The sequence below is a fragment of the Intestinimonas sp. RTP31139st1_F5_RTP31139_211217 genome (assembly GCF_040226735.1).
Lineage (GTDB): Bacteria > Bacillota > Clostridia > Oscillospirales > Oscillospiraceae > Intestinimonas > Intestinimonas butyriciproducens.
Genome location: NZ_JBCOAQ010000003.1, coordinates 138,129 through 161,020 on the forward strand (window position 1 = coordinate 138,129; position 22,892 = coordinate 161,020).

Consider the following 22,892-nt stretch of genomic DNA (forward strand, 5'->3'; position numbering starts at 1 on the left):
ATTTCCTGAAAATCTGTCGGTAAGCCGGCTTGGAGAAAGACTTAGAGATTCCAGAGGTATTGTGTCTGACAGCCGGCAGTAGGACTGCTTGAAATACAAGAGAGATGGAGGGACCGAAATGAAAAAACAATACGCTGCCACTGCGCTGGCGCTGCTGATCCTGACCCTGACGGCCTGCGGAGGCGGTGGCGGAGCGGCTGCACCCGCCATGGGGCGCTATGTAGAGGAACAGCGGGCTCTGCCGGAGGGCATACGCCAGGTGCTGGCCCTGCGCACGGACGCAGCGGGAACCCTGGATATGCTATGTTATATGACCAGCCGGGAACAGCCGGAACGGTGGGTGGAGCTGGCAGTGTTCCACTCGGATGACGCCGGGAACACTTGGGAGCCGGACGAGACGGACTTGGACAGCATGGTGGAAGCGCAGGGGGATGTTCAAGTAGAGGCGGCCTGCTGGGACGACCAGGGACGACTCTATCTGTTCGCCTATGATTACGGTGCGACGGAGGAGAACGGAAAAACAGAGGGTTGCTTTTTCCGCATGGATGAGGGCGGAGCGCTGGAGCGCCTCCCCTTCCAGGCGCCGGAAGACCCAAACGGGGCTATGGTGCGTAGCTTTCGGGCGGTGGACAATGGGGATTTGCTGGTGGACTGCTGGTGCAGCCTGTTCCATGTGGATGGAGAGACCGGCGAGGTACGGAACGTCATAACGCCGGAGAGCGGTTCGGTGGAGGGCTATGCTGTTCAGGGCAATCAGGCGATGTGGTGCCGGGAGGACAGGCTGGTCTTCTACGATATGGAACAGGGAGAAGAGTCCGGCGAGGTTTGGTCCGCGACTGCTGTGAGCAGCAGCAACGACAACAGCACCTGGAGCCGTCTGGCGGAGTTTGCCCCGGATGGGACCATCTGCTATGCCGACACTACGGGGATTTACCGAGCCCGCCAGGGAAACAGCATGCTGGAACAGGTGGTGGACGGGAGCCTCACCAGCTTGAGTACACCCTCCTTCCTCATCCAAAACTTTGCCGTGCTGGAGGACAGCTTTCTGATCCTCTCCTGGACGGAAGAGGGTTGGGAGCTTCACACTTATGTCTATGACCCGGAAGTCCCCACTCTACCGGGGAAGGAGCTGCGCATCTGGTCCATGGAGGAAGATATGCTGCTGCGGCAGGCCATCGGTGTGTTCCAGCGGGAACATACGGATGTGTACATCTCCTACGAAATAGGCTGCGCCGGCGAGGAAGGCTTCAACTGGGAGGACGCTCTGAAATCTCTCTCCACACAGCTCCTTGCGGGGAAGGGGCCCGACGTGCTGGACCTGACCGGATTGCCTTGGGAGTCATACGCGGAGAAGGGGGTGCTCCTGGACTTGTCAGGTGACTTGGCGGAGCTCAGCGCCGATGGAGAACTGCTGGAGAATATTGCCGGGGCCTGCGTCCGGGCGGACGGGACATGCCCGGCTCTCCCTGCGCAGTTTGATGTGCCGCTGCTTCACGGCTCCTCTGCGGCTATTGCGGCCAGCCGGGATCTGAGGGGGCTGGCGGACTGGCTGGAGTCCAACCGGAAGTCGTTCAACCACCCCCTGGCCATGGAAAAACTGTACTGGTTGCTTTCTTTTTTCTCCATACCGGAGCAAGAGGCGATCCAAAGCGGGGACTGGACGGTCCTAACGGAGTTTTTATCCCAGATGAAACGCATCTGGGATATGGAGAAGTCCAGCCCCATTGAGGACGGGCAGGATGGGAAGCCGGAATTCAATTTTGGAGCGCTGAACTGGTCGGTGGATGGCTGCGGCATGGATATGGGTCTGCTCTGCACGTTCGGGGGCCTCTACCCTGCGTGGCAGACCAGCAAGGACAAAGGAGATGGTGAGACCGACACTCTCTTCGGCGGTGGGCTGTTTTCGCCCCGCACCATGTTGGGGGTCAATGCCCGGAGCGGTGTGTCCGATTTGGCCAGAGCCTTCCTCCGCACGGCCCTCTCCGAGGAGGTACAGAGTGCGGGGGTCGGCGGTGGTATCCCGATAAATTCCGCCGCGTTTGAGGCATCCGTCCAGACGGATGAAGACCCGGCCCGGGGCGGTTACTATTCCACCTATGGCACCACCTTGGTGGACCGGGAAGGGGCCGATGTCCCTATTTTCCTGCATATCTCCTATCCGCCCGAGGAATACCGCAGGGCCTGGGCTCGACGGATCCGATCCCTGGACCAGCCGGTGTTTCAGGAGGGTGCCGTCCAGTCTATTCTGGAAAATGAGACCGCAGATTTTTTTGCCGGAGGGGAGACTCTGGAGGACGCGGTGGAGCGACTTGCAAAAAAGCTGGAGCTCTACCGGGCCGAACAGGGGAACTGAAAGAAAGCGCAGGGGGCGGAAGCCGATGGGCGTCCGTCCCCCTGCGCTTTCAACGAATTGAGCCTTGTCATGGGGCGCAAAACAGGTTAAAATGTAAGAAACCGGATCGGCGCGCGCGGACGGTATGGAGGCGCGCCCGGGCCTTGAGAAGGGCGGAGTGAGAAGATGAACGTACAGGAACTAAAGGCCGCACTGCACGCGGGGGCGTATGACAAGACTTTTCAAAGGCTGTATCCCGGCTGCTGGGAGGGGCAGCGGAAGAGGTATCTCCATATTGCGGAGGAATTCGGCGAACGCTTTGGCGGAGACCGGCCGATAGAACTCTATTCCGCACCGGGCCGCAGCGAGATCGGCGGCAACCACACCGACCACCAGCAGGGGCGGGTGCTGGCCGCCGCAGTGACGCTGGATGCGGTGGCCATCTGCGCCAAAAATGACCGCAATGTGATCCGTATTTACTCGGAAGGACACGGCGAGGAGCGCATCAACCTGGAAAAGCTGGAGATCGTACCCGCCGAGAACGGGACCACCGCCGCGCTGATCCGCGGCATTGTGGCCCGGCTCTACGAACTGGACCTGCGGTTTGGTGGCTTTGATGCCTATGTGAGTTCCGATGTGCTGCCCGGCTCGGGGCTCTCCTCCTCCGCCGCCTATGAGGTGCTGGTGGGGACCATCCTCAACGGCCTGTATAATCATGGAAAAATGTCGCCGGTGCTGATCGCCAAGGTGGGACAGTTCGCTGAAAACGTCTACTTTGGAAAGCCCTCCGGGCTGATGGATCAGTGCGCCTCTGCGGTGGGAGATTTCTGCCTCATCGACTTCGCAGACCCCGGAACCCCGGTGGTGGAGTCCATTCCCTGCCGGCCCGCTGACTATGGCTACGCGCTGTGCCTCATCGACGCCGGGGGCAGCCATGCAGATCTCACCGACGAATATGCGGCCATTCCCCAGGAGATGTGCGCCGTGGCCAAATGCCTGGGGCAGGATGTGCTGGGCAGGACCAGCGAAGCGGAGTTTTATACCCGCCTGGGTGAGCTCAGGGGAAAGGTGTCGGACCGGGCCCTTCTCCGGGCGATGCACTTCTATGGGGACAATCAGCGGGTGCTCCGCCAGGCAGCGGCGCTGAAAGAGGGGGATTTCCAGTGCTTCCTGGCCCTTGTGCGGGAGTCGGGGCGCTCCTCCATGGACCTTCTGCAAAACATCTATCCCGCCCATAAGGCGGAGGAGCGCAGCGTCTCCCTGGCGTTGGCCCTCTGTGCCCGCCTGCTGGAGAGAGACGGGGCCTGGCGGGTCCATGGCGGCGGGTTTGCCGGCACGGTGCAGGCCTTTGTGCCCGTGGCCGGCCTGGAGCGCTTCCGAAAGGAGATCGAGAAGGTGTTCGGAGCGGGCGCCTGCCATGTCCTGGCCGTCCGTCCGGCGGGCGGCGTCCCTGTGGAGGCGGAGGCATGAGTATCACCATCCGCTCCTTTGGACATACCAGAGAGGGGCGCCCGGTGACGCTGCTGCGCATGGAGAACGCCGCGGGAGCCTGTGCCGAGGTGCTGGATTATGGGGCGCGGCTCCGGTCTATGGTCGTGCCGGACCGGGATGGGAAGCCCCGGGACGTGTGCCTGGGGTTTGATTCCGTGGCGGAGTACGAAGCGAACGGCGACTATCTGGGCGCGCTGGTGGGGCGGTGTGCCAACCGGATCCGGGGAGGGCGCTTCCGCTTGGGCGGCAGAGAGTACGCTCTGACCGTCAATCAGGGGGCGAACCACCTCCACGGCGGCGCGCGGGGATTCGACCGGTATGTTTGGGAGCACCGTCTGGAGGGAGAAAGCGTCGTCTTTTCGCGCACCTCCCCGGCCGGCGAGGAGGGCTATCCGGGCCTCCTGCGTGTGGAAGCGGCCTATACCCTCACGGAGGACAACGCCCTGTGTCTGCGGCTGACTGCGGAGGCGGATGAGGATACGGTGGTAAATCTGACCGGTCATGCCTACTGGAATCTGAATGGCCAGGGGGCGGGGGAGGTGGGGGAGCACACCCTGTCCATCGACGCCATTGCCTTTACCGAACTGGCGGAGGACGGCTGTCCCAACGGGACCATTGCCTCAGTGGTGGGTACTCCCTTTGATTTGCGGGAGCCCAGGGCCCTGCGGGAGGGCTGGGACACGACCCATCCCCAGATCAGACTGGGAGGAGGCTATGACCATAACTGGATCCTGCGCGGCGACGGCCTGCGGGAGGCAGCTGTGCTCCGGGCGCCGGGGAGCGGGATCTCGCTGCATCTGAGCACCACGCAGCCGGGGCTCCAGGTCTACACCGCCAACGGACTGAGCGCCAGGCAGGGCAAGTCCGGCGCGTCCTATGTGCCGCGGGGGGCAGTGGCACTGGAAGGGCAGGGCTTTCCAAACGCCGTCAACGAACCGACCTTCCCCACCGTTGTGCTGGCGGCGGGCGAGATCTATCAGCAGGAGATCGTGTTCGCATTCCGCCATGACTGAATCTGATGGGAGGTGCCCGAATGAGCCTCTATAAAATCATGATCGTGGACGATGAGGCCGAGATCAGGGAGGGCATCGCCCATAAGATAGACTGGAAAGCAGTGGGCTTTGAGATCGTGGCCGACGCGGAGAACGGCAGAGACGCCCTTGAGAAAGCGGAAGCGCTGGACCTGGATGTGGTGCTCACCGACATCAAAATGCCCTTCATGGACGGGCTGGAGCTGGGGGCAGAGCTGTCCCGACGCAAGCCCAATCTGAAGCTGATCGTATTCTCCGGATTTGACGAGTTTGAATACGCGCAGGAGGCCATCAAGCTCAATGTGGTGGAATATGTACTCAAACCGGTAAACGCCGAAGAGCTCACGGACATTCTGGGCAGGGTGCGGAACCTGCTGGACGAAGAATTCGCCCAGCGGAGGAACATTGCCCAACTCACGGAGGTATACCGAAAGAGCCTGCCGCTGCTGCGGGAGAAATTTTTGCAGGAGCTGCTTCTGGGCCCCATGGAGCGCGGGGAGCTGGAGCGGCAGATAGAACGCTTCGGCATGGATATCGGGATGTGCGCCCAACAGGTGGTGGCCGTGTGTGAGATCGGCCACCGGACCGGGCAGAGCCAGCCCCTTTCGGACGAACTGGTGCCGGTCTCGGTCCGCCAGATGGTGGACGACGCTCTGCGGGGACGCTGCCGCCGGGAGATTTTCCTGAGCCTCTCCTCCGTCATCGTGATGACGGGCTGGGACCAGGACCCCATTGAAACGCTGATGAGCCTGATGGGAGAGGTGTGCGATCAGTGTGCCCGGATCCTGGGTGTGACGGTGACCGTGGGCATCGGGCGGCCCTGCCGGAACGTGGGGGAGCTCCACGGCTCTTATGCGGAGGCGCGCGCCGCCATTGAATATAAGGCGGTCACCGGCGGTGGAAAGCCCATCTACATCCAGGACATGGAGCGCCTGGACCGAAGCCCGGTGGAGCAGGATAACCACCGGGAGCAGCAACTCTTGTCCACAATCAAGTTCGGCTCGAAGGAGCAGATCGCCGCTCTGGTGGATCAGCTTCTCTATGCCGGAGAAGAGGGCTGGAGCAGCCAGGCCCGGCTGATCGGCATTTTGGGAACGCTTCTGCCCATCATCCAGCGGTACCGCCTGGGGGAGAAGGAGATGCTGGGCGACCGAGGGGAGTGGCTCCCACTCCTGACCGGGGAGGTTCCGGATCAGCGGCAGCGAGATTGGCTGCTGGGTGTTTGTCTCAAGATGAGCGGCAGCATGGACCAGCGCCGGGTCTCCACGGCCAAACGGCTGGTGGAGGAGGCGGAACGGTACATCCGGGAGAACTATCCTGACTCCGGCTTGTCGGTGGAACGGCTGTGCGGACATCTGCACATCAGTCAGTCCTATTTCTCCAACATCTTTAAGCAGGAGACGGGGCGCAGCTATGTGCAGTATCTCACCGACGTGCGGATGGAGCACGCGGTGGAGCTGCTGCGCACTACGGATGACAAGACCTATTTGGTGGCCGAAAAGGTGGGCTATGACGAGCCCAACTATTTCAGTTACGTCTTCAAAAAGAGGTTTGGAATATCGCCGTCGCAGTTCCGCAAATAGGCTGTTTTCAAGGGGCGGCTGCATACGGCGCCTAAAAACCGTTTCAGAAGGGGGGAGGTCCGGTTTTGCGGGAGCTGATCGAGAGGATCGGGACGCGATTTTCCAGGGGAACCATCCGCTATGCCATGTTCGCCTCCTTTACTGTCAGCGCGCTGCTGGCCATTCTCCTCACCGGCGTCACGCTGTACGCCCGGTTCTCCACCCAACTGGACGACACCATTGAGGGGGAAAATCAGATGTTGGTGGAGCAGGTCAACCAGTCCCTGGCCACCTATCTCCGGGACATGATCCGGCTCTCTGATTCCATCTACTACAATGTGGTCAAAAATACCGACCTGGACGAACATTCGGTAAGCGAGGAGATGCGGCTGCTCTATAATACCTACAGCGACTATGTGGAGAATATGGTCCTCTTCACCGGTGACGGAGAGGTGGTGGCCACCGCGCCTGCGGCCAAGCTGCGCTCCGGGGTGGATGTCCGGGGGACGCCCTGGTTTGCCCGGGCAATGGAGCGCACGGAAAACCTCCATTTCGGGATACCGGCGGTCCAAAACCTTTTCGTGGATGCAGAGCACAATTACAAGTGGGTGATCTCCCTCTCCTGCGCCGTGGAACTCACGCGGGGAAAGGACACGCAGTTGGGCGTTCTGCTCATTGATCTCAAATACAGCGCCCTTGCCAGTCTTTTCAGCAGCGTGAAGCTCTCCGGCAGCGGATACGTGTACCTGATCGACGGGGATGGGGTGCTCATTTATCATCCGGAGCGTTCGCTGATCGCGTCGGGGCTGGTGACGGAAGGAAACCAGACGGCGGCGGCTTACCGGGACGGTATCTATACGCAGACGTGGAATGGAGAGAAGCGCTCCATCATTGTCCGGGGCGTGGGGTATACCGGGTGGAAGGTGGTCGGCGTGGTGGACCAGCCGGGATTTACGATGGGGTCCAGTCAGGATCTCCTCTTTGTACTGGTCATTTTCTGCGCTTACTTTGAACTGCTGATCTTCATGAATGTGCTCCTCTCCAAAAAGCTCACCGATCCCATCCAGAAGCTGAAGGAGTCGGTAGGACGGGTGGAGGAGGGCGGGGAGAGCCTGCCGATCTATGTGGGCGGGACCTCCGAAACGCGGGAGCTGGGCACAGCGGTCCAGGGTATGGTAGACAGGATGCGGCAGCTTACGGAAGACATGGTGCGGGAGCACGAGCAGAAGCAGAAAAGTGAACTCAATGCCCTTCAGGCACAGATCAATCCCCATTTTCTCTATAATACGTTGGATATCATTGTCTGGATGATCGAAAACGGACAGCGGGAGGACGCCGTACGGGTGGTCACCGCTCTGGCCCGCTTTTTCCGCATCAGCCTTTCCAAGGGCCGCAACATCATCCCGGTGAAGGATGAGCTGGAGCATGTGCGCAACTATCTCTTGATTCAGGAGATGCGCTACAAGAATAAGTTCCGTTATCGGATCGACTGCCCCGCTGAGGCGGAAAATCTCTCCACCATCAAGCTGGTGGTCCAGCCCATCGTGGAGAACGCCATCTACCACTCCATGGATTTTATGGACGGGGACGGGCTGATCGAGATCAGGGCCGGGGTCTCGGATGGAGCGCTCTCCATCACGGTGGCCGATAACGGCCTGGGCATGACCCAGGATGTGGTGGAGAGCCTTCTCACCACCGGACCGGAATCCAACCGCAGGGACAGCACAAAAAAAGGCTCGGGGATCGGTCTGAAGAACGTGCAGGAGCGCATCCGGCTCTATTTCGGCCCTCAGTACGGCGTGAGTATCCAGTCGGAGCCAGACGAGGGCACCACGGTCACGCTGCATCTGCCCGCGGTTCCTTATGGGGAAATGGAGGATACGTGATGGGAAGGATCGAGAAGCGCATCTTTTTCGGTGTCCTTCTGGTGCTGCTCTCCGCGCTGGGCGCCATGCTGTTTCAGAATGCCTTTGCCACGGATGCTCCCAGGATCTACCGGGTGTCCGTCCTGCTGGATGGAGCGGGCGAGGACTACTGGCAGAGCTTTCGTCGGGGGGTGAACCAGGCGGCGCAGAAGCACAATGTGGACGTGCGGTTCCTCTCACGCTATGAGGGGGAGCCGGGGCCAGCTCAGGTGGATGCGCTACGCGGGGAGTGGGAGGCGGAAGCCGATGGCGTGGTGCTCATACCGGTGGACGGAACACTGCTTGCGGCGGGATTGCGGGAGGCCCCCTCCACATTGGCGGTGGCGGTGGTGGGTCCGGAGCTGAAGGGGGCGGATGTGGGATGCTATATCTCATCCGACCCGGCGGAGATGGGAAGACAACTGGCCGACGCCATCATTGCCGACGGGCAGAGCGCCTGTACTGTATATCTTTCCCGGGGGGCGGGGGAGGCCGCGTCCCAGCGGTATCAGGGGCTGGTCACCCGCCTTTTGGAGAGGAGGATCGCCTGCGAACAAGTTACTGTGGACCCGGAGGAGGACTTTGTACTGCCGGACGGTCGGGCCGCCGTGGCACTGGAGCCGGAGATGACCCAGGCGCTGTGTCAGCGCAGCGGCGGCACGTTGCAGGTATACGGCATGGGGGCGTCCAACCAGCTCCTCCACGATCTGGAGGAGGGGAAGGCCGCAGCGCTGGCGGTCCAAAGCGATTACGACGCGGGTTATCTCGGCTTGTTGAGCGTGATTGCCCAGTTGGAGGGGGAGCGCCAGGAAAACCGCGTTTTGGAGTCCTATGTGGCCACGGCGGAGAACATGTTTACCGACCCCATGGATCAGATCCTGTTCCCCATCGGATAGAAGGGAGGGGACATTGTGAAAAGACGGGCGGCAAGCGCGCTTGTGCTGGGCGCGCTCCTGCTGCTGGCCGGGTCCGGATGCAGAGGCCAGGGCAAACATGAGGAGTCCCCCCTGCGGATCGGCGTGGCAGTCTATAAAGGAGACGACACCTACATCTCCAATATGACTGCGGCCATGCAGGAGAGCGTGGAGGCGTGGAGCAAGGAGAACGGCGAGCGGGTCTATCTCACCATTTCCGATGCCGGAGAGAGCCAGACCACCCAGAACGAGCAGATAGACCGGTTCCTCTCCCTGGATTACGATGTGCTGTGTGTGAATCTGGTGGACCGCACCGACGCCGCCCACGTGATCGATAAGGCACGGTCCGCCGATGTGCCTGTGGTATTTTTTAACCGGGAACCCGTCCAGGAGGATTTGCAGACCTGGGACAGGGTATACTATGTGGGTTCCGACGCCCGGCAGTCCGCCCAGCTCCAGGCCCAGATCGTGCTGGACAAGTGGGAGGAGGACCCCGCGTCCCTGGATCTTAACGGGGACGGCGTGCTCCAATACGTGATGCTGGAGGGTGAGAGCCGCCACCAGGATGCCATGATCCGTACCGAGGTCTCCGTACAGGCGCTGAAGGATGGGGGGATACCCTTGGAACGGGTGGACGGCGGCATTGCAAACTGGGACCGGAACCAGGCTGCCGCTCTTACGGAGGGATATTTTGAGCGGTATCCGGATCTGGAGCTCATTTTGTGCAACAACGACGATATGGCGCTTGGCGCCGCCGATGCCGTGGAGCGGCTGAGCATGGACTTTCATAACATTGTGGGGATCGATGGGACGCCCCAGGGTCTGGAGGCGGTGAGAGAGGAGAGACTTTTGGGGACGGTGGTCATGGACTACGCCGCCCATGGAGAGACCATTTTCCGCTTGGCACGGGCCCTGGCTCTGAATGAGACGCCCGAGGAGGCGGCAGAAATCAAGGATCAGACGGTGCTGATCCCCATGCACATGCAAAAAAGCTGGTAATTGCAAGGGTTGCAGGACTTTTTGAAGCATAAAAAATTTCATGGATTGGACAACATAGCCAAAAACACGGAGGGTGTGGAGAGATTATTTATGGAATCAAGTAATTTTTCCTATAGCTATTTGTCCCCTTTTTCGGTAGGATACTACTAGGCGAACATTCGCCAATCAAAATCAAGGAGGATTTTTCCATGAAACTGAGGAAACTGTCTGCTCTGCTCCTGGCCGGGGCCATGTGCCTGAGCATTGCCGCTTGCTCCGGCGGCAGCGGCAGCGGCACGCCTGCTCCCGCAGATACCAGCGCTCCCGTTGCCAGCGATCTGAAGGTCGGTGTATTCTACTATCAGTACTCCGACGTGTACATCACCAGCGTTCGTACCAACCTGGACGCCAAGCTGAACGAGCTGGGCGTGACCTATCAGGATTTTGACGGCGCCAACTCCCAGCCCACCCAGACCGACCAGATTAACACCGCCATCACCGACGGCTACAATCTGCTGATCGTCAACATTGTCGAGACCGCCTCTCCCGAGGCCGCCCAGAGCGCCGTTGACGCCGCAAAGGCCAAGGATATTCCCATCATCTTCTTCAACCGCGAGGTTTCCGACGACGTGGTCAACAGCTACGAGAAGTGCGCCTTTGTGGGCACCGACGCTCCCGAGGCCGGCCACCTGCAGGGTAAGATGATCGGCGAGTACCTGGTAGAGAACTGGGACGCCGTGGACCTCAACGGCGACGGCAAGATCACCTATGCTATGATGAAGGGGCAGGAAGGCAATGCCGAGGCTGAGGCCCGCACCCAGTACGGCGTGGAGGACGCCAACGCTGTCCTGGTCGAGGCCGGCAAGCCTGAGTTGGAGTACTTCATGGGCGCCGACGCCGCCACCAAGTATCAGGTCGACCCCAACGGCTCCTGGTCTTCTCAGGCCGGTTTCGACTTTATGAGCACCAACTTGTCCTCCTACTCCGAGGCCAACGGCAATATGATCGAGCTGGTCATCTGCAACAACGACGGTATGGCCGAAGGTGCTGTCTCCGCGCTCCAGTCCGCCGGCTATAACACCGGCGAGGAGGGCAGCAAGAGCATCCCCGTCTTTGGCGTGGACGCCACCGATTCCGCCAAGGCCCTCATCAAGGCCGGCCAGATGACGGCTACCGTCAAACAGGACGCCGTGGGTATGGCGGAGACCATCACCGCCCTGGTCGGCAACGTCAGCGGCGGCGCCGGGCTGATGGACGGTATCAATGCCGACGGCGGGTACAATGTCGACCTGAACGAGGATGGAAGCGTCAAGGTCAACAAGATCCGCGTGCCTTACGGCATCTACGACGCCAACAGCGAGGACTGATATCGGCCCCGCCTGGCGAGATCCCCGGCATCAATAGCACAAATGGCCGAGCGGGGCTGCCAACCATCGGCAGCCCCGCTCGTTCCCAATCGACTTGGGAAGCCCTTGCTTCAGCCGCGCCGCGCTCCGTCGCGTCTGAAGCGTCGGCTTCACAAGGAGCCACAGAACAGAGAGGAGGATGCAAATGCAAGAAAACGCATTGCTGGAGATGCGTGACATCTCCAAGGAGTTCCCGGGCGTCAAGGCCCTGGACAAGGTCTCCCTCACCGTCCGTCCCGGTACCGTTCACGCCCTGATGGGAGAAAACGGCGCGGGAAAATCCACACTGATGAAGTGCCTGTTCGGCATTTACAGCAAGGATGGCGGTACCATCGTCCTGGATGGCAAAGAGGTCAACTTCAAGAGTTCCAAGGAGGCCTTGGAGAACGGTGTGGCGATGGTCCACCAGGAGCTCAATCAGGCCCTGACCCGCAGCGTTCAGGACAACCTCTGGCTGGGACGGTACCCCACCGTGGGCGGTATCATGGTCAGCGAGGGGATCATGCGGAAAAAGACAAAGGAGATCTTCAGCGATCTGGAGGTGGAGGTGGACCCCAGCGCCATCATGCGTACGCTGCCCGTCTCCAAGCGGCAGATGGTGGAGATCGCCAAGGCGGTGAGCTACCACTCCAAGATCATTGTGTTCGACGAGCCTACCTCCTCCCTGACGGAGACCGAGGTGGAGCATCTCTTCCGCATCATCAATATGCTGCGGGACCAGGGCTGCGGCATCATCTACATCAGCCATAAGATGGAGGAGATCCTCCGTATCTCCGACGATGTTACGATCATGCGTGATGGGACCTGGGTGGCCACACGGCCCGCCAAGGAGCTTACCATGGATGAGATCATCAAGCTGATGGTAGGCCGTGAGCTCACCAACCGTTTCCCGCCCAAGACCAACGAGCCGGGTGAGACCATCCTGGAGGTGGAACATCTCTCCGGCAAATATACCCGCCTCAGGGACGCCTCGTTCCAGCTCCGGAAGGGAGAGATCCTGGGGATCGCCGGTCTGGACGGCTCGGGCCGTACTGAGGTGCTGGAGAATCTCTTCGGCGCCATGACTAAGGGCGGCGGCGTGATCAAGCTCCATGGAAAGACGATCCAAAACCGTACGCCCAAGGAATCCATCAAAAACGGCTTCGCCCTTCTGACGGAGGAACGCAGGGCCACCGGTATTTTCGGTATCCGGGACATCCGGGAAAATACCGTGATCTCGAATCTCAACAGCTACCTGATGGGGGGCATCTGCCTCAGCGACAAAAAGATGAAGGAGGACACCGACTGGGCGATCCAGGCCATGCACATCAAAACGCCTGGTCAGAGCACCCAGATCCGTGCCCTCTCCGGCGGCAACCAGCAGAAGGTCATCATCGGCCGGTGGCTCCTCACCAAGCCGGAAGTCCTGCTGCTGGATGAGCCGACCCGCGGCATTGATGTGGGCGCAAAGTACGAGATCTATCAGCTCATCATCGATCTGGCAAACCAGGGCAAGGGGGTCGTCATGGTCTCCTCTGAAATGCCGGAGCTGCTGGGCGTGTGCGACCGTATCCTGGTGATGTCCGGCGGCCAGGTGGCAGGCGAGGTGGATGCCAAGAATACCAGCCAGGAGGAAATCCTCACCCTGGCGGCCAAATATGTATAAGGGGAGGAAAGCGATATGAGTCAAGAGTCCAAGAATCTTCAGACGTCGGCCCGTGGCATGATCACACCCCAAAAGGTGGGCAACTTCGTCCTCAATAACGCCCTGATCATCCTGATGGTCATTGCCGTCATCTACATTGCCATCATCAACCCGAATTTCCTGAGCACCGGCTCCATTGTCAACATCATTTCCCAGACGGCGGCCTATCTGCCCGCGGCTCTGGGCATCGGCGGCTGTATTGTTCTCACCGGTACCGACTTGTCGGCCGGACGTATCGTGGGCCTGACCGCCTGTGTATCTGCTTCCCTGCTGCAGAGCACCCTCAACATGGCCAATAAGATGTGGCCGGAGATCGGCGCGCTGCCCATCCCCGTGGTCATCGTCGTCGCCATGGTCATCGGCGCCGCCATCGGAGCCTTCAACGGCTTCTTTGTGGCCAAGTTCAAGCTCCATCCGTTTATCGTCACCCTGGGCACCCAGCTCATCGTCTATACCCTGCTGCTGATCTACGTGACCATGGGTAACAACAACGGTATGGCCATCGCCAACCTGGATAAGAGCTATACCGACTTCGTCAAGGGGGAAATGTTCAATATCGGCGGTGCGTCCGTGCCTTGGTACGTCCTCTACGCCGTGATCCTCACCTTTGTTATGTGGTTCATCTGGAATAAGACCAAGTTTGGCAAGAACATGTTTGCCCTGGGCTCCAATGAGGAGGCCGCTCGGGTCTCCGGGGTGAATGTGTTTCTCACTACGGTCATGGTGTTTGCCCTGGCCGGCGCCATGTATGGCTTTACCGGCTTTATCGAGGGTGCCCGTATCGCCTCCAATACGGCCAATACCGGCTTCAACTATGAGCTGGACGCGATCGCGGCCTGCGTCATCGGCGGAGTCAGCTTTGTCGGCGGTATTGGCAAGATCAGCGGTATTGTGATCGGCGTGCTCATGCTCCGGCTGATTTTTATCGGTCTGAATATGATCCCCGGCATGAATCAGAACTTTTTCTATCTTATCAAGGGCGCCATTATTCTCTTTGCATGTGCGCTGGATATGCGGAAATACCTTGCCAAGAAGTAAGAAAACAGGTAGAATAGAGAAGCGGGGCGGGTGACAACCCGTCCCGCTTTTTGCAATGAACAAGTGAGGTGACGAAAAATGCCCAACGCGGTGGAACGTGTGGAAGAATTTCTCAAAGCATATGGCATGGACCCCTCTTTTACAGATGTGGATGCCTGTGCCCGGGCGTTTCAAAGAGATATGGAGCGGGGGCTCCAGGGAGCAAAAGATGCCTGGATGATGATGCTGCCCACCTATCTGTCCCTGGAGGGAGAGGTCCCTGAGGAGGAGCCCACCATCGTCATCGACGCCGGGGGCACCAATTTCAGGATCGGCCTTGTTACTGTCCACCCAGAAGGAACGGAGGTGGAGGACCTGAGCGTGTTTCCCATGCCCGGCTCCCAGAGCGCCATCACTTGGGCGGAGTTCATAGAACAGGTCTCGGATGCAATCCTGCCCCTTACGGACCGGAGCCGCCGGGTGGGGCTGTGCTTTTCCTATGCCGCCGAGAGCCTTCCAAACCGGGATGGGAGGGTGCTTGGGATCGCCAAACAGGTCCGGATCGTTGGGTTTGAGGGCATGGAGCTGGGACGGGACCTCTCCGCCGCTCTGGAGGCGAAGGGGGCGGCGGGGGTACGCTTTGTGGTCCTGAACGACACGGTGGCCGCACTGCTGGGCGGCGTGGCAGAGCTGCGGGATGAGGTGTTCGACGGCTATGTGGGACTCATCTATGGCACCGGCGTCAATACCTGCTATGCAGAGCGGCCGGAGCGCCTGAAACGGGTGACGACGCCCTGGGAGAAGGGTGATATGCTCGTCAATATGGAGTCGGCGCGCTTTGACGGAGGGTGCCAGGGGGAGTTTGACAGGCAGTTGGACCAGGCTTCGGTGGATCCTGGCATGTGCCATTATGAGAAAATGGTGTCGGGCCGCTACCAGGGAGAGGTGGTCTACCGGACTCTGCGCCAGGGGGCCATGGACGGACTTTTTACTCCGGGCTCTTCTCAGCGCTTGTTGGAGCTGGACGGTCTTACCATGGTCCAGGCCGACGCATTCTGCGCCCGACCCTATGGAAATGGGGTGCTGGCCGGTATATGCCAGGAAGAGGAGGACCGGGAGATGGTCTATACCATCATTGATCGCCTGGTGGAACGCTCGGCCCGCTTGGTGTGCGCCAACTTGGCGGGAATCCTGCTCCAGACCGGTGCGGGTATGCGGATCCATCGGCCCGCCTGTATCGTGGCGGAGGGGTCCACCTTCTACAAAGGACATTTGTTCCGGGGCAAGCTGGAGCGGCTGTGCGCCGAATATATCACCGGACGGCTGGGCAGATATTATGCCTTCCGGCAGGTGGCGGATGCAAATCTGATCGGCACCGCCGCCGCGGCGCTCCTCAACCCGTGACATATGACAGAGCGGATGCTCCGAAAGAGAATGGAAAGGGGTTAAACATGGATGAAGTCGGACATTGAGATCGCACAGGCAGCGGAAATGCTGCCCATCTCCCGGATCGCAGCCAAGGTGGGACTTGGCGAGGAGATGCTGGAATACTACGGTAAGTACAAGGCCAAGGTGGATACCTTGGCCCTGCGGGACCGGCCCAGAAAAGGCAGGCTGATTCTGGTGACCGCCATCAATCCTACGCCTGCCGGCGAAGGAAAGACCACCACCAGCGTAGGCTTGGCAGACGCCCTCACGCTGCTGGGAAAAAAGACGGTGCTGGCGCTGCGGGAGCCCTCTCTTGGCCCGGTGTTCGGCGTAAAGGGCGGGGCCGCCGGCGGCGGCTATGCCCAGGTGGTGCCCATGGAGGACATCAATCTCCATTTTACCGGAGACTTCCACGCCATCGGCGCGGCCAACAATCTGTTGGCCGCTATGCTGGACAACCATATTCAGCAGGGGAATGCGCTGGATATCGATGTACGCCGCATCACCTGGAAGCGGTGCGTGGATATGAACGACCGCCAGCTCCGGAACATCGTCTGTGGGCTGGGCGGCAAGGTGAATGGTGTGCCCCGGGAGGACGGATTTGATATCACAGTGGCCTCCGAGATCATGGCGGTGCTGTGTCTGGCCTCTGACCTCATGGATCTGAAGACGCGGCTGGGCCGTATGGTGGTGGCGTACAACCGTGCGGGGGCGCCGGTATACTGTTCTGACTTGAAGGCGCAGGGGGCTATGACCGCCCTGCTGAAGGATGCCATCCGCCCCAATCTGGTCCAGACGCTGGAACATACGCCCGCCTTCATCCACGGTGGACCCTTTGCCAACATCGCCCACGGCTGTAACTCCGTTTCCGCCACAGATGCCGCTCTGAAGCTGGGGGACTATGTGGTTACGGAGGCGGGTTTCGGCGCGGACCTGGGCGCTGAGAAGTTCCTGGATATCAAGTGCCGCGCCGCCGGGCTCTCACCGGACGCGGTGGTCATTGTGGCCACCGTCCGCGCCCTCAAGCACCACGGTGGCTGCCCCAAAACCGAGCTGGGGAAAGAGAATCTTGAGGCCTTGGCACGCGGCCTGCCCAACCTGCTCAGGCACGTGGAGAATATTACAAAGGTATACGGTCTGCCCGCCGTTGTGGCCATCAACAAGTTTGAGAGCGATACGGACGCCGAGGTGCGGATGATTCGGGAGGCCTGCGGCAGATACGGCGTCCGGGTGGCCCTCTCCGAGGTGTGGGGCAAAGGCGGCGCCGGCGGCGTGGAGCTGGGGGAAGAGGTCCTGCGCATTCTGGAGGAGGGGGCGAAGCATTTTCGCTTCGCCTATGCCTCTGAGCTGTCTCTGAAGGAGAAAATCGAGTCCGTGGCCCGGAAAATCTACGGCGCGGACGGCGTGGACTATGCCCCTGCTGCGGACAAGGAGCTCCAGCGCCTCACAGAGCTGGGCTATGGAACGCTTCCGGTATGTATGGCAAAGACGCAGTACTCTCTCTCCGACGATGCGGCGAAGCTGGGCGCTCCTGAGGGCTTCCGCATCACGGTACAAAAGGCCAAGGTGTCCGCCGGAGCGGGCTTTGTGGTCGTGCTCACCGGAGACATCATGACCATGCCCGGTCTGCCCAAGGTACCCGCGGCGGAGAACATCGATGTGGACGAAAATGGGAAAATCACGGGTCTGTTCTGAACTGGGCAGGTTCGCAAAGAGGGAGGCGGTGCTGTGCATCGCCTTCTTCTGCGCTGTAGTGTCCATGCTGTTTGTGCCGCCGGACCGGACCTATTTGGGCTACCTGGATATAAGGGTGCTCGCGTTGCTGTTTTGTTTGATGCTGGTGGTGGCTGGATTGGAGGAGACTGGACTTTTCCAGGTCCTGGCCCAACGTCTGCTGGTCGGTCGGAAACGCTTCCGTATCCTCAGCCTGGCGCTGGTCCTGTTGCCCTTCTTTTCGAGCATGCTCATTACTAACGATGTGGCTTTGCTTACATTTGTCCCGTTTGCTATCCTGATGCTGGAGCTGATCGGACGGCAGGAACGTCTGGCGTATCTTGTTGTGCTTCAAACGGTAGCGGCAAACCTGGGCAGCATGGCCACACCGGTAGGAAATCCACAGAATCTGTTTCTCTGCTCCAAATTTGAGATTCCGATGGGAGATTTCTTCGCAGTCATGCTGCCGTTGACGGCGGTGAGCCTGCTGGGACTCTGCACCGCGGCGCTCTGTGTCAGCGGCGAGGCGATTGAGGTACAATTTTGTCAAGCACGCAACATAGAGAACAAAGGGCTGTTATGGCTGATGCTGGTCCTTTTTGGATTGAGTCTGCTGTCCGTGTTTCGGGTGCTGCCATACGGCGTGCTGTTCGCAGTGGTGGTGCTGTCGGCGCTTTTCTGCACACGACCTCTTTTCCTGCGGGTGGACTATGGGCTGCTGGCCACGTTTGTCTGCTTTTTCCTTTTCTCCGGCAATTTGGGGCGCATTCCGACAGTGCGGGAGCTGCTCACGGGGCTGCTGGGGAGCAACACGGCCATGACCGCAGGCTTGGCCAGTCAGGTGATCAGCAATGTGCCCGCCGCCGTGCTGCTCTCCGGATTTACGGAAGACTGGCGCGGGCTGCTGGTCGGCACGGATGTAGGCGGCCTGGGGACGCCGATCGCCTCTCTGGCCAGCCTGATCTCGCTCAAATTGTATCTCCGCTCACAGGGGGCCCGGCCAGGGAGCTATCTGGGGCTGTTCCTGGTGGTGAACGGTGTGGGCATTTTACTGATGGGCGTGGCTGCCTGGCTGTTTCGGTAGAGGGAAGAGACCCATTGTAAAAATAGGACTCCAGAGGGTATGCTGAAAAAGTGATGGGCGCTGCCAGATCCGGCTGCACCCATCACTTTTTCATGTATTCCGTCCACCCGCAGTCTGAGGCTGCATTGCAGAGACCCTTTTCAGGATTGGAGGCTATTCAGGTAGCTGACAATGCCCTCGGAGATGCCTTGGGCCAGTTTGTCCTGATAGCTGTCATCAATAAGATTCATGAGCTCCTCGTGGTTGGTCATAAAACCCATCTCCACCAGTACGGCGCACATCTTGGTCTCACGGATGACCACGAAATCGGCGTCCTTGATGCCGCGGTCAATGCCGCCGGTCATACGGCACAGCGGAGTTTGAATGGCTTGCGCCAGCCGGGCGCCCCGACGGCTGGAGGGGTGGTAATAGGTATAGATGCCCTGATAGTCCGGGCGGTTTTCCGCAGCGTTGGAGTGGATGGAGACAAAGAGATCGGCGTTTACGGCGTTGGCAATGTCCGCACGCTCATAGAGTCCCACATCGACGTCGGTACTGCGGGTCATGACCACATTGTAGCCGTGATTTTTCAAGAGAGTCTCCAGTTTTTTGGACACCGCCAGGTTGATATCCTTTTCGGCGATGCCCTCATACCGGGCGCCGGGGCGGCTGCCGCCGTGGCCGGGATCGATGACGATGGTGGACTTCTCCGGGTCGATGGGGACAGTGGGAGTAAAGTCCACATCGTCCCGGTTTTCCAGGAAGGTGGTGAGCAGAACGCCATTTTCCTGGGCCTCTACCGTTACATTTTTCGCGTAGGAGATTCCGGGTTGCAAGTCCAGCACTACCCGGACGACGTGGTCATAGCCGTCGCGCAGGCCCGGTCCGTGCTCTGCATAGCGAACAGCGGAGATTAGCTCATTGTCTACAACGATCGTCCCCGGGAAACCGGAGCTCAGGGAGGCACCCAGTACATCCACGGCCAGCCGGTCGCCCAGGTCCATGACCTGGTATTCAGGTGTGTGGTCCGTGGTGATCAGCACGGTCTGCGCATTGGCGTCGGCCTGAATATCGGTGACCAGTTTATCCGACTGTTCGGGTGGAAGCGGGTCGGGCGTGGGTTCCTCCGATGTGTCCGCCGTGATATGGGCCGAGTAGGTCTCCTGATCCCAGAGGACCTCCGCGCCCAGCTGCTCGGAGACAAAACGGAGAGGGATCATCGTCCGGTCCGCGCCCTGATAGCGGACCACTTGGGCGGGGACGCCATCGGGCAGAGAGGCGGGGACGCCGTTGACCACCGCGCTGTCGCTGTCCAGTGTAAGAACGATAAGGTCTTCTCCGCGCTTTAAAATAACCTGTCCGGTCTGCTGGACCCACAAAACCTGGGCGCTCAGCGCCTCACCTACCAACCGCACAGGGACCAGGGTGCGCCCATCGATGATCATGGCCGGTACGTCTCCGGAGAGCGTCTCACCGTTGAGGGTCAAACGCACTGCCTCCGCAGTGGCAGGCGTATAGGTTTTGGCATTCCAGTCGCATAGCTCAATAGAGAGACTTCCGTTGGGCGGGGCCGCCCAAGCCGCCGTCAGAGAGCACAGCAGGGCCAGGACCAGCAGGAGAGATGGAATTTTTTGTCGCATATGAGGACCGCTCCTTAGTCGGAAAAATCCCTTTTATTTTATAGGATAGGACTGAATTCGTCAATGGAACGGGAGAAAATTAGTTGACATAAATTTTGCCAGCGATGGGAGTGGAAAGTGGGGACACTTCCAGCATTTCCACAGTTTTTGGGGGTAGGCCCCGGCTCCGCTGGAGACACGGGAGAGTTTCGCTTGTCATTCCACACGAGGTATAGTATAATGAGCGCGTCGAAAGTTAAAACGAACTAATAAACGAGGTAGTTGCAATGGAAGCAACAACAGAGCAGCGGCGGGGCGGGACCCTGATGGACCTCACCCCGGGTGACAGCGCAGTGATCCTGCGGGTGGGGAGCGATAAGGGGCCCGTCAAACGCCGACTGGTGGATATGGGCCTTACGCCGGGAACCTATGTTACCGTGCGGAAAGTGGCGCCCTTTGGGGACCCCATTGAGGTGAATATACGGGGTTATGAGCTCTCCCTGCGGAAGGAGGATGCGGCCCAGATCGCCGTCACCGCCAGCGACGCGGAGGCGCAGGCCTGTCGTATGGAGCGAAGCCGCCGGAAAGGAATGGTCCAGCACATCCCCGATGAGGAGATGCTCCGGCGGATGAACGCCGACCATGAGCATGAGCGGGAATACCACGCGGGTCCGCCGGACTATGCCAGTCACGATACCCGGGAGATGAAGCTGGCACTGGTGGGAAACCCCAATTGCGGCAAGACCACGCTCTTTAATGCGCTGACCGGGTCCAACCAATATGTGGGCAACTGGCCCGGTGTTACGGTGGAGAAAAAAGAGGGCAGGGCCCAGGTAGACGGTAAGGATGTCACCATTGTGGACCTGCCGGGCATCTACTCTCTCTCTCCCTACTCCATGGAGGAGATCGTGGCCCGGGATTTCATCGTGGGAGAAAAACCCGACGCCATCATCGATATTGTAGACGCCACCAACATCGAGCGCAATCTGTATCTCACGGCCCAGCTTCTGGAGCTGGAGCGGCCGATGGTCATTGCGCTCAACTTTATGGACGAGGTGGAGAAGCACGGGGATCAGATCGATGTGGCACGGCTCTCCGAGACCCTTGGCGTACCGGTCATCCCTATCACGGCCCGCTCGGGTGAGAATGTGGGGGAGATGCTCCGCATCGCTCATGAGCAGATGCACGTGGGAGTTACGGTAGAGCCCGACGACCTCTACGACGACTATACCCACCAGATCCATCATCGGGTGGGGGAGCTGATCCATGACCGAGCCTATGCGGTGGGGCTGCCCGCCCACTGGACGGCCATCAAGCTCATCGAGGGAGATGAGCTGGTGGAAAAGGCCTTGGACCTCAACGAGATCACAAAATCCAGACTGGAGTCCGTCTGCCGGGAATATGAGGATGCCTATGCCTTGGGTGACCGGGAGACGCTCATCGCGGACAGCCGATACCAGTTCATACAAAATGTGGTCCGGGTGTCTGTGAAAAAGGGCCGACCCCACGGTGCGCTGACCCGCTCGGATCAGATCGATTCCATTGTGACCAACAAATATTTGGCCATACCGGTCTTTCTCCTGATGATGCTGGCTATGTTCGCGCTTACCTTTGGCCCCTTGGGCTCCCTTCTCTCCGACGGAGTGGAGACGCTGGTGGGAGACTGGTTTGCCGGATGGGTGGACGGGGCTCTCACTGCCGCCGGAGTGGCGCCTTGGGTCAACTCCCTGTTGGTGGAGGGTGTGATCGCGGGTGTGGGGGGTGTGCTTACCTTTTTGCCCCAGATCGCCCTGCTGTTTCTGTTCCTTTCCATCCTGGAGGACTCCGGCTATATGGCGCGGGCCGCTTTTATCATGGACCGGCTCCTGCGCCGCTTCGGCCTTTCGGGAAAGGCGTTCATCCCCATGCTGATGGGGTTTGGGTGTACGGTTCCGGCGGTCATGGGGGCGCGGACCATGGAGAATGAAAAGGACCGCCGCATGACCATCATGCTGGTGCCTTTCATGTCCTGCTCCGCGCGGTTACCGGTATATGGACTGATGGCCTCGGCGTTCTTTCCCAGGTACAGCGGGCTTGTGGTTTTTTCCCTCTATGTCATCGGGATATGCTGCGCCATTCTCTCCGGCCTCATCCTGAAGAAGACCATGTTTCGGGGGGAGCCGGCAGCCTTTGTGCTGGAGCTGCCTCCTTACCGCCTGCCGACCTTTCGGAACTGCATGATGCACGTTTGGGAAAAGGTGCGGGGCTTCCTGGTCAAGGCGGGTACTCTGATCCTGGCCATGAGCGTAGTGCTGTGGTTTCTCCAGAGCTTTGGCTGGAACGGAGGGATCACCATGGTGGCGGATGCCGGGGACTCTTTCCTGGGGGCCGTCGGCGGCCTGATCGCCCCTGTCCTTCGGCCGCTGGGCTTCGGTACCTGGCAGGCGGCGGTGGCCCTGCTTTCCGGCCTGGTCGCCAAGGAGGCGGTGGTGTCTTCTATGAGCATGTTTTATGGCTTCTCCCTGGGAGACAGCGGCGCGGCCATCGCCGGGGCGCTGTCGGGCACCTTCCAGACGCCGGTGGCCGCTTACGCCTTTCTGGTCTTTGTACTGCTCTATGTCCCCTGCGTGGCGGCAGTAGCCACCATTCGCAAGGAGATGAACTCTCTCCAGTGGACGCTGCGGTCCATTGCCTGGCAGATCGGAGCGGCCTATCTGGGGTCCTTTTTGGTATTCCAGATCGGAAGCTTGCTGTTCCGGTGAGGCGCATGG

The 22,892-nt window shown here is 60.0% G+C and carries 15 protein-coding genes; 14 read left to right on the forward strand and 1 reads right to left on the reverse strand.

Annotated elements, in window-relative coordinates; translation table 11 throughout:
- The first annotated feature begins 118 nt into the window (after positions 1–118).
- The 13 genes from ABUA09_RS04210 (at position 119) to ABUA09_RS04270 (ending at position 18,544) form a co-directional block, all read left to right on the forward strand.
- Positions 119–2,353, forward strand: coding sequence for a hypothetical protein (locus ABUA09_RS04210; RefSeq protein WP_349949101.1), 2,235 nt, complete (start codon positions 119–121; stop codon positions 2,351–2,353).
- A gap of 165 nt (positions 2,354–2,518) precedes the next feature.
- Positions 2,519–3,802 (forward strand): galactokinase, encoded by a 1,284-nt coding sequence (locus ABUA09_RS04215; protein ID WP_033118188.1) that lies wholly within the window; start codon positions 2,519–2,521, stop codon positions 3,800–3,802.
- On the forward strand, positions 3,799–4,836 hold the full coding sequence (locus ABUA09_RS04220) for an aldose epimerase family protein (protein WP_208318911.1): 1,038 nt from the start codon (positions 3,799–3,801) through the stop codon (positions 4,834–4,836). Before ABUA09_RS04215 ends, ABUA09_RS04220 begins: the two co-directional genes overlap by 4 nt.
- 20 nt (positions 4,837–4,856) lie before the next feature.
- Positions 4,857–6,437 carry a response regulator gene (locus ABUA09_RS04225; RefSeq protein WP_058118084.1) on the forward strand — a complete coding sequence of 527 codons (1,581 nt, stop codon included), beginning with the start codon at positions 4,857–4,859 and terminating at the stop codon, positions 6,435–6,437.
- Positions 6,438–6,502: 65 nt separating this feature from the next.
- Positions 6,503–8,302: a sensor histidine kinase family protein gene (locus ABUA09_RS04230; protein ID WP_343120946.1), complete on the forward strand. Its 1,800-nt coding sequence runs from the start codon at positions 6,503–6,505 to the stop codon at positions 8,300–8,302.
- Complete coding sequence (locus ABUA09_RS04235; RefSeq protein WP_349949102.1) at positions 8,302–9,216, forward strand: sugar ABC transporter substrate-binding protein; 915 nt, start codon at positions 8,302–8,304, stop codon at positions 9,214–9,216. The genes ABUA09_RS04230 and ABUA09_RS04235 overlap by 1 nt, the downstream gene beginning before the upstream one ends.
- Positions 9,217–9,231: 15 nt before the next feature.
- Entirely contained in the window at positions 9,232–10,233 is a 1,002-nt protein-coding gene (locus tag ABUA09_RS04240; RefSeq protein WP_338135505.1) for a galactose ABC transporter substrate-binding protein, read from the forward strand.
- A 188-nt stretch (positions 10,234–10,421) separates the two neighbouring features.
- Positions 10,422–11,579, forward strand: coding sequence for a galactose ABC transporter substrate-binding protein (locus tag ABUA09_RS04245; RefSeq protein ID WP_058118082.1), 1,158 nt, complete (start codon positions 10,422–10,424; stop codon positions 11,577–11,579).
- Positions 11,580–11,763: 184 nt separating this feature from the next.
- Positions 11,764–13,263: a sugar ABC transporter ATP-binding protein gene (locus ABUA09_RS04250; protein WP_033118183.1), complete on the forward strand. Its 1,500-nt coding sequence runs from the start codon at positions 11,764–11,766 to the stop codon at positions 13,261–13,263.
- A gap of 15 nt (positions 13,264–13,278) precedes the next feature.
- A complete protein-coding gene (locus ABUA09_RS04255; protein ID WP_075704273.1) occupies positions 13,279–14,340 on the forward strand; it encodes a galactose/methyl galactoside ABC transporter permease MglC in 1,062 nt (353 codons plus the stop codon).
- A gap of 78 nt (positions 14,341–14,418) precedes the next feature.
- On the forward strand, positions 14,419–15,723 hold the full coding sequence (locus tag ABUA09_RS04260; RefSeq protein WP_058118081.1) for a hexokinase family protein: 1,305 nt from the start codon (positions 14,419–14,421) through the stop codon (positions 15,721–15,723).
- A gap of 51 nt (positions 15,724–15,774) precedes the next feature.
- A complete protein-coding gene (locus ABUA09_RS04265) occupies positions 15,775–17,442 on the forward strand; it encodes a formate--tetrahydrofolate ligase (RefSeq protein WP_208318906.1) in 1,668 nt (555 codons plus the stop codon).
- On the forward strand, positions 17,417–18,544 hold the full coding sequence (locus ABUA09_RS04270) for an SLC13 family permease (protein WP_208318904.1): 1,128 nt from the start codon (positions 17,417–17,419) through the stop codon (positions 18,542–18,544). Before ABUA09_RS04265 ends, ABUA09_RS04270 begins: the two co-directional genes overlap by 26 nt.
- Positions 18,545–18,684: 140 nt before the next feature.
- On the opposite strand, the gene ABUA09_RS04275 is transcribed toward ABUA09_RS04270, so the two are convergent.
- The gene (locus tag ABUA09_RS04275; RefSeq protein ID WP_033118179.1) at positions 18,685–20,163 is read right to left on the reverse strand and encodes an N-acetylmuramoyl-L-alanine amidase family protein; all 1,479 of its coding nucleotides are present in this window, start codon (positions 20,161–20,163) and stop codon (positions 18,685–18,687) included.
- Positions 20,164–20,429: 266 nt separating this feature from the next.
- On the opposite strand from ABUA09_RS04275, the gene feoB reads away from it, so the two are divergent.
- A complete protein-coding gene (feoB, locus tag ABUA09_RS04280) occupies positions 20,430–22,883 on the forward strand; it encodes a ferrous iron transport protein B (RefSeq protein ID WP_033118178.1) in 2,454 nt (817 codons plus the stop codon).
- The last annotated feature ends 9 nt before the right edge of the window (positions 22,884–22,892 follow it).

What these genes read in the sequence shown, in the direction of transcription:
- ABUA09_RS04210 (WP_349949101.1), top strand. Translation starts at nt 119, where the DNA reads ATGAAAAAACAATACGCTGCCACTGCGCTGGCGCTGCTGATCCTGACC.
- ABUA09_RS04215 (WP_033118188.1), top strand. Translation starts at nt 2,519, where the DNA reads ATGAACGTACAGGAACTAAAGGCCGCACTGCACGCGGGGGCGTATGAC.
- ABUA09_RS04220 (WP_208318911.1), top strand. Translation starts at nt 3,799, where the DNA reads ATGAGTATCACCATCCGCTCCTTTGGACATACCAGAGAGGGGCGCCCG.
- ABUA09_RS04225 (WP_058118084.1), top strand. Translation starts at nt 4,857, where the DNA reads ATGAGCCTCTATAAAATCATGATCGTGGACGATGAGGCCGAGATCAGG.
- ABUA09_RS04235 (WP_349949102.1), top strand. Translation starts at nt 8,302, where the DNA reads ATGGGAAGGATCGAGAAGCGCATCTTTTTCGGTGTCCTTCTGGTGCTG.
- ABUA09_RS04245 (WP_058118082.1), top strand. Translation starts at nt 10,422, where the DNA reads ATGAAACTGAGGAAACTGTCTGCTCTGCTCCTGGCCGGGGCCATGTGC.
- ABUA09_RS04250 (WP_033118183.1), top strand. Translation starts at nt 11,764, where the DNA reads ATGCAAGAAAACGCATTGCTGGAGATGCGTGACATCTCCAAGGAGTTC.
- ABUA09_RS04255 (WP_075704273.1), top strand. Translation starts at nt 13,279, where the DNA reads ATGAGTCAAGAGTCCAAGAATCTTCAGACGTCGGCCCGTGGCATGATC.
- ABUA09_RS04260 (WP_058118081.1), top strand. Translation starts at nt 14,419, where the DNA reads ATGCCCAACGCGGTGGAACGTGTGGAAGAATTTCTCAAAGCATATGGC.
- ABUA09_RS04265 (WP_208318906.1), top strand. Translation starts at nt 15,775, where the DNA reads ATGAAGTCGGACATTGAGATCGCACAGGCAGCGGAAATGCTGCCCATC.
- ABUA09_RS04270 (WP_208318904.1), top strand. Translation starts at nt 17,417, where the DNA reads ATGGGAAAATCACGGGTCTGTTCTGAACTGGGCAGGTTCGCAAAGAGG.
- ABUA09_RS04275 (WP_033118179.1), bottom strand. Translation starts at nt 20,163, where the DNA reads ATGCGACAAAAAATTCCATCTCTCCTGCTGGTCCTGGCCCTGCTGTGC.
- feoB (WP_033118178.1), top strand. Translation starts at nt 20,430, where the DNA reads ATGGAAGCAACAACAGAGCAGCGGCGGGGCGGGACCCTGATGGACCTC.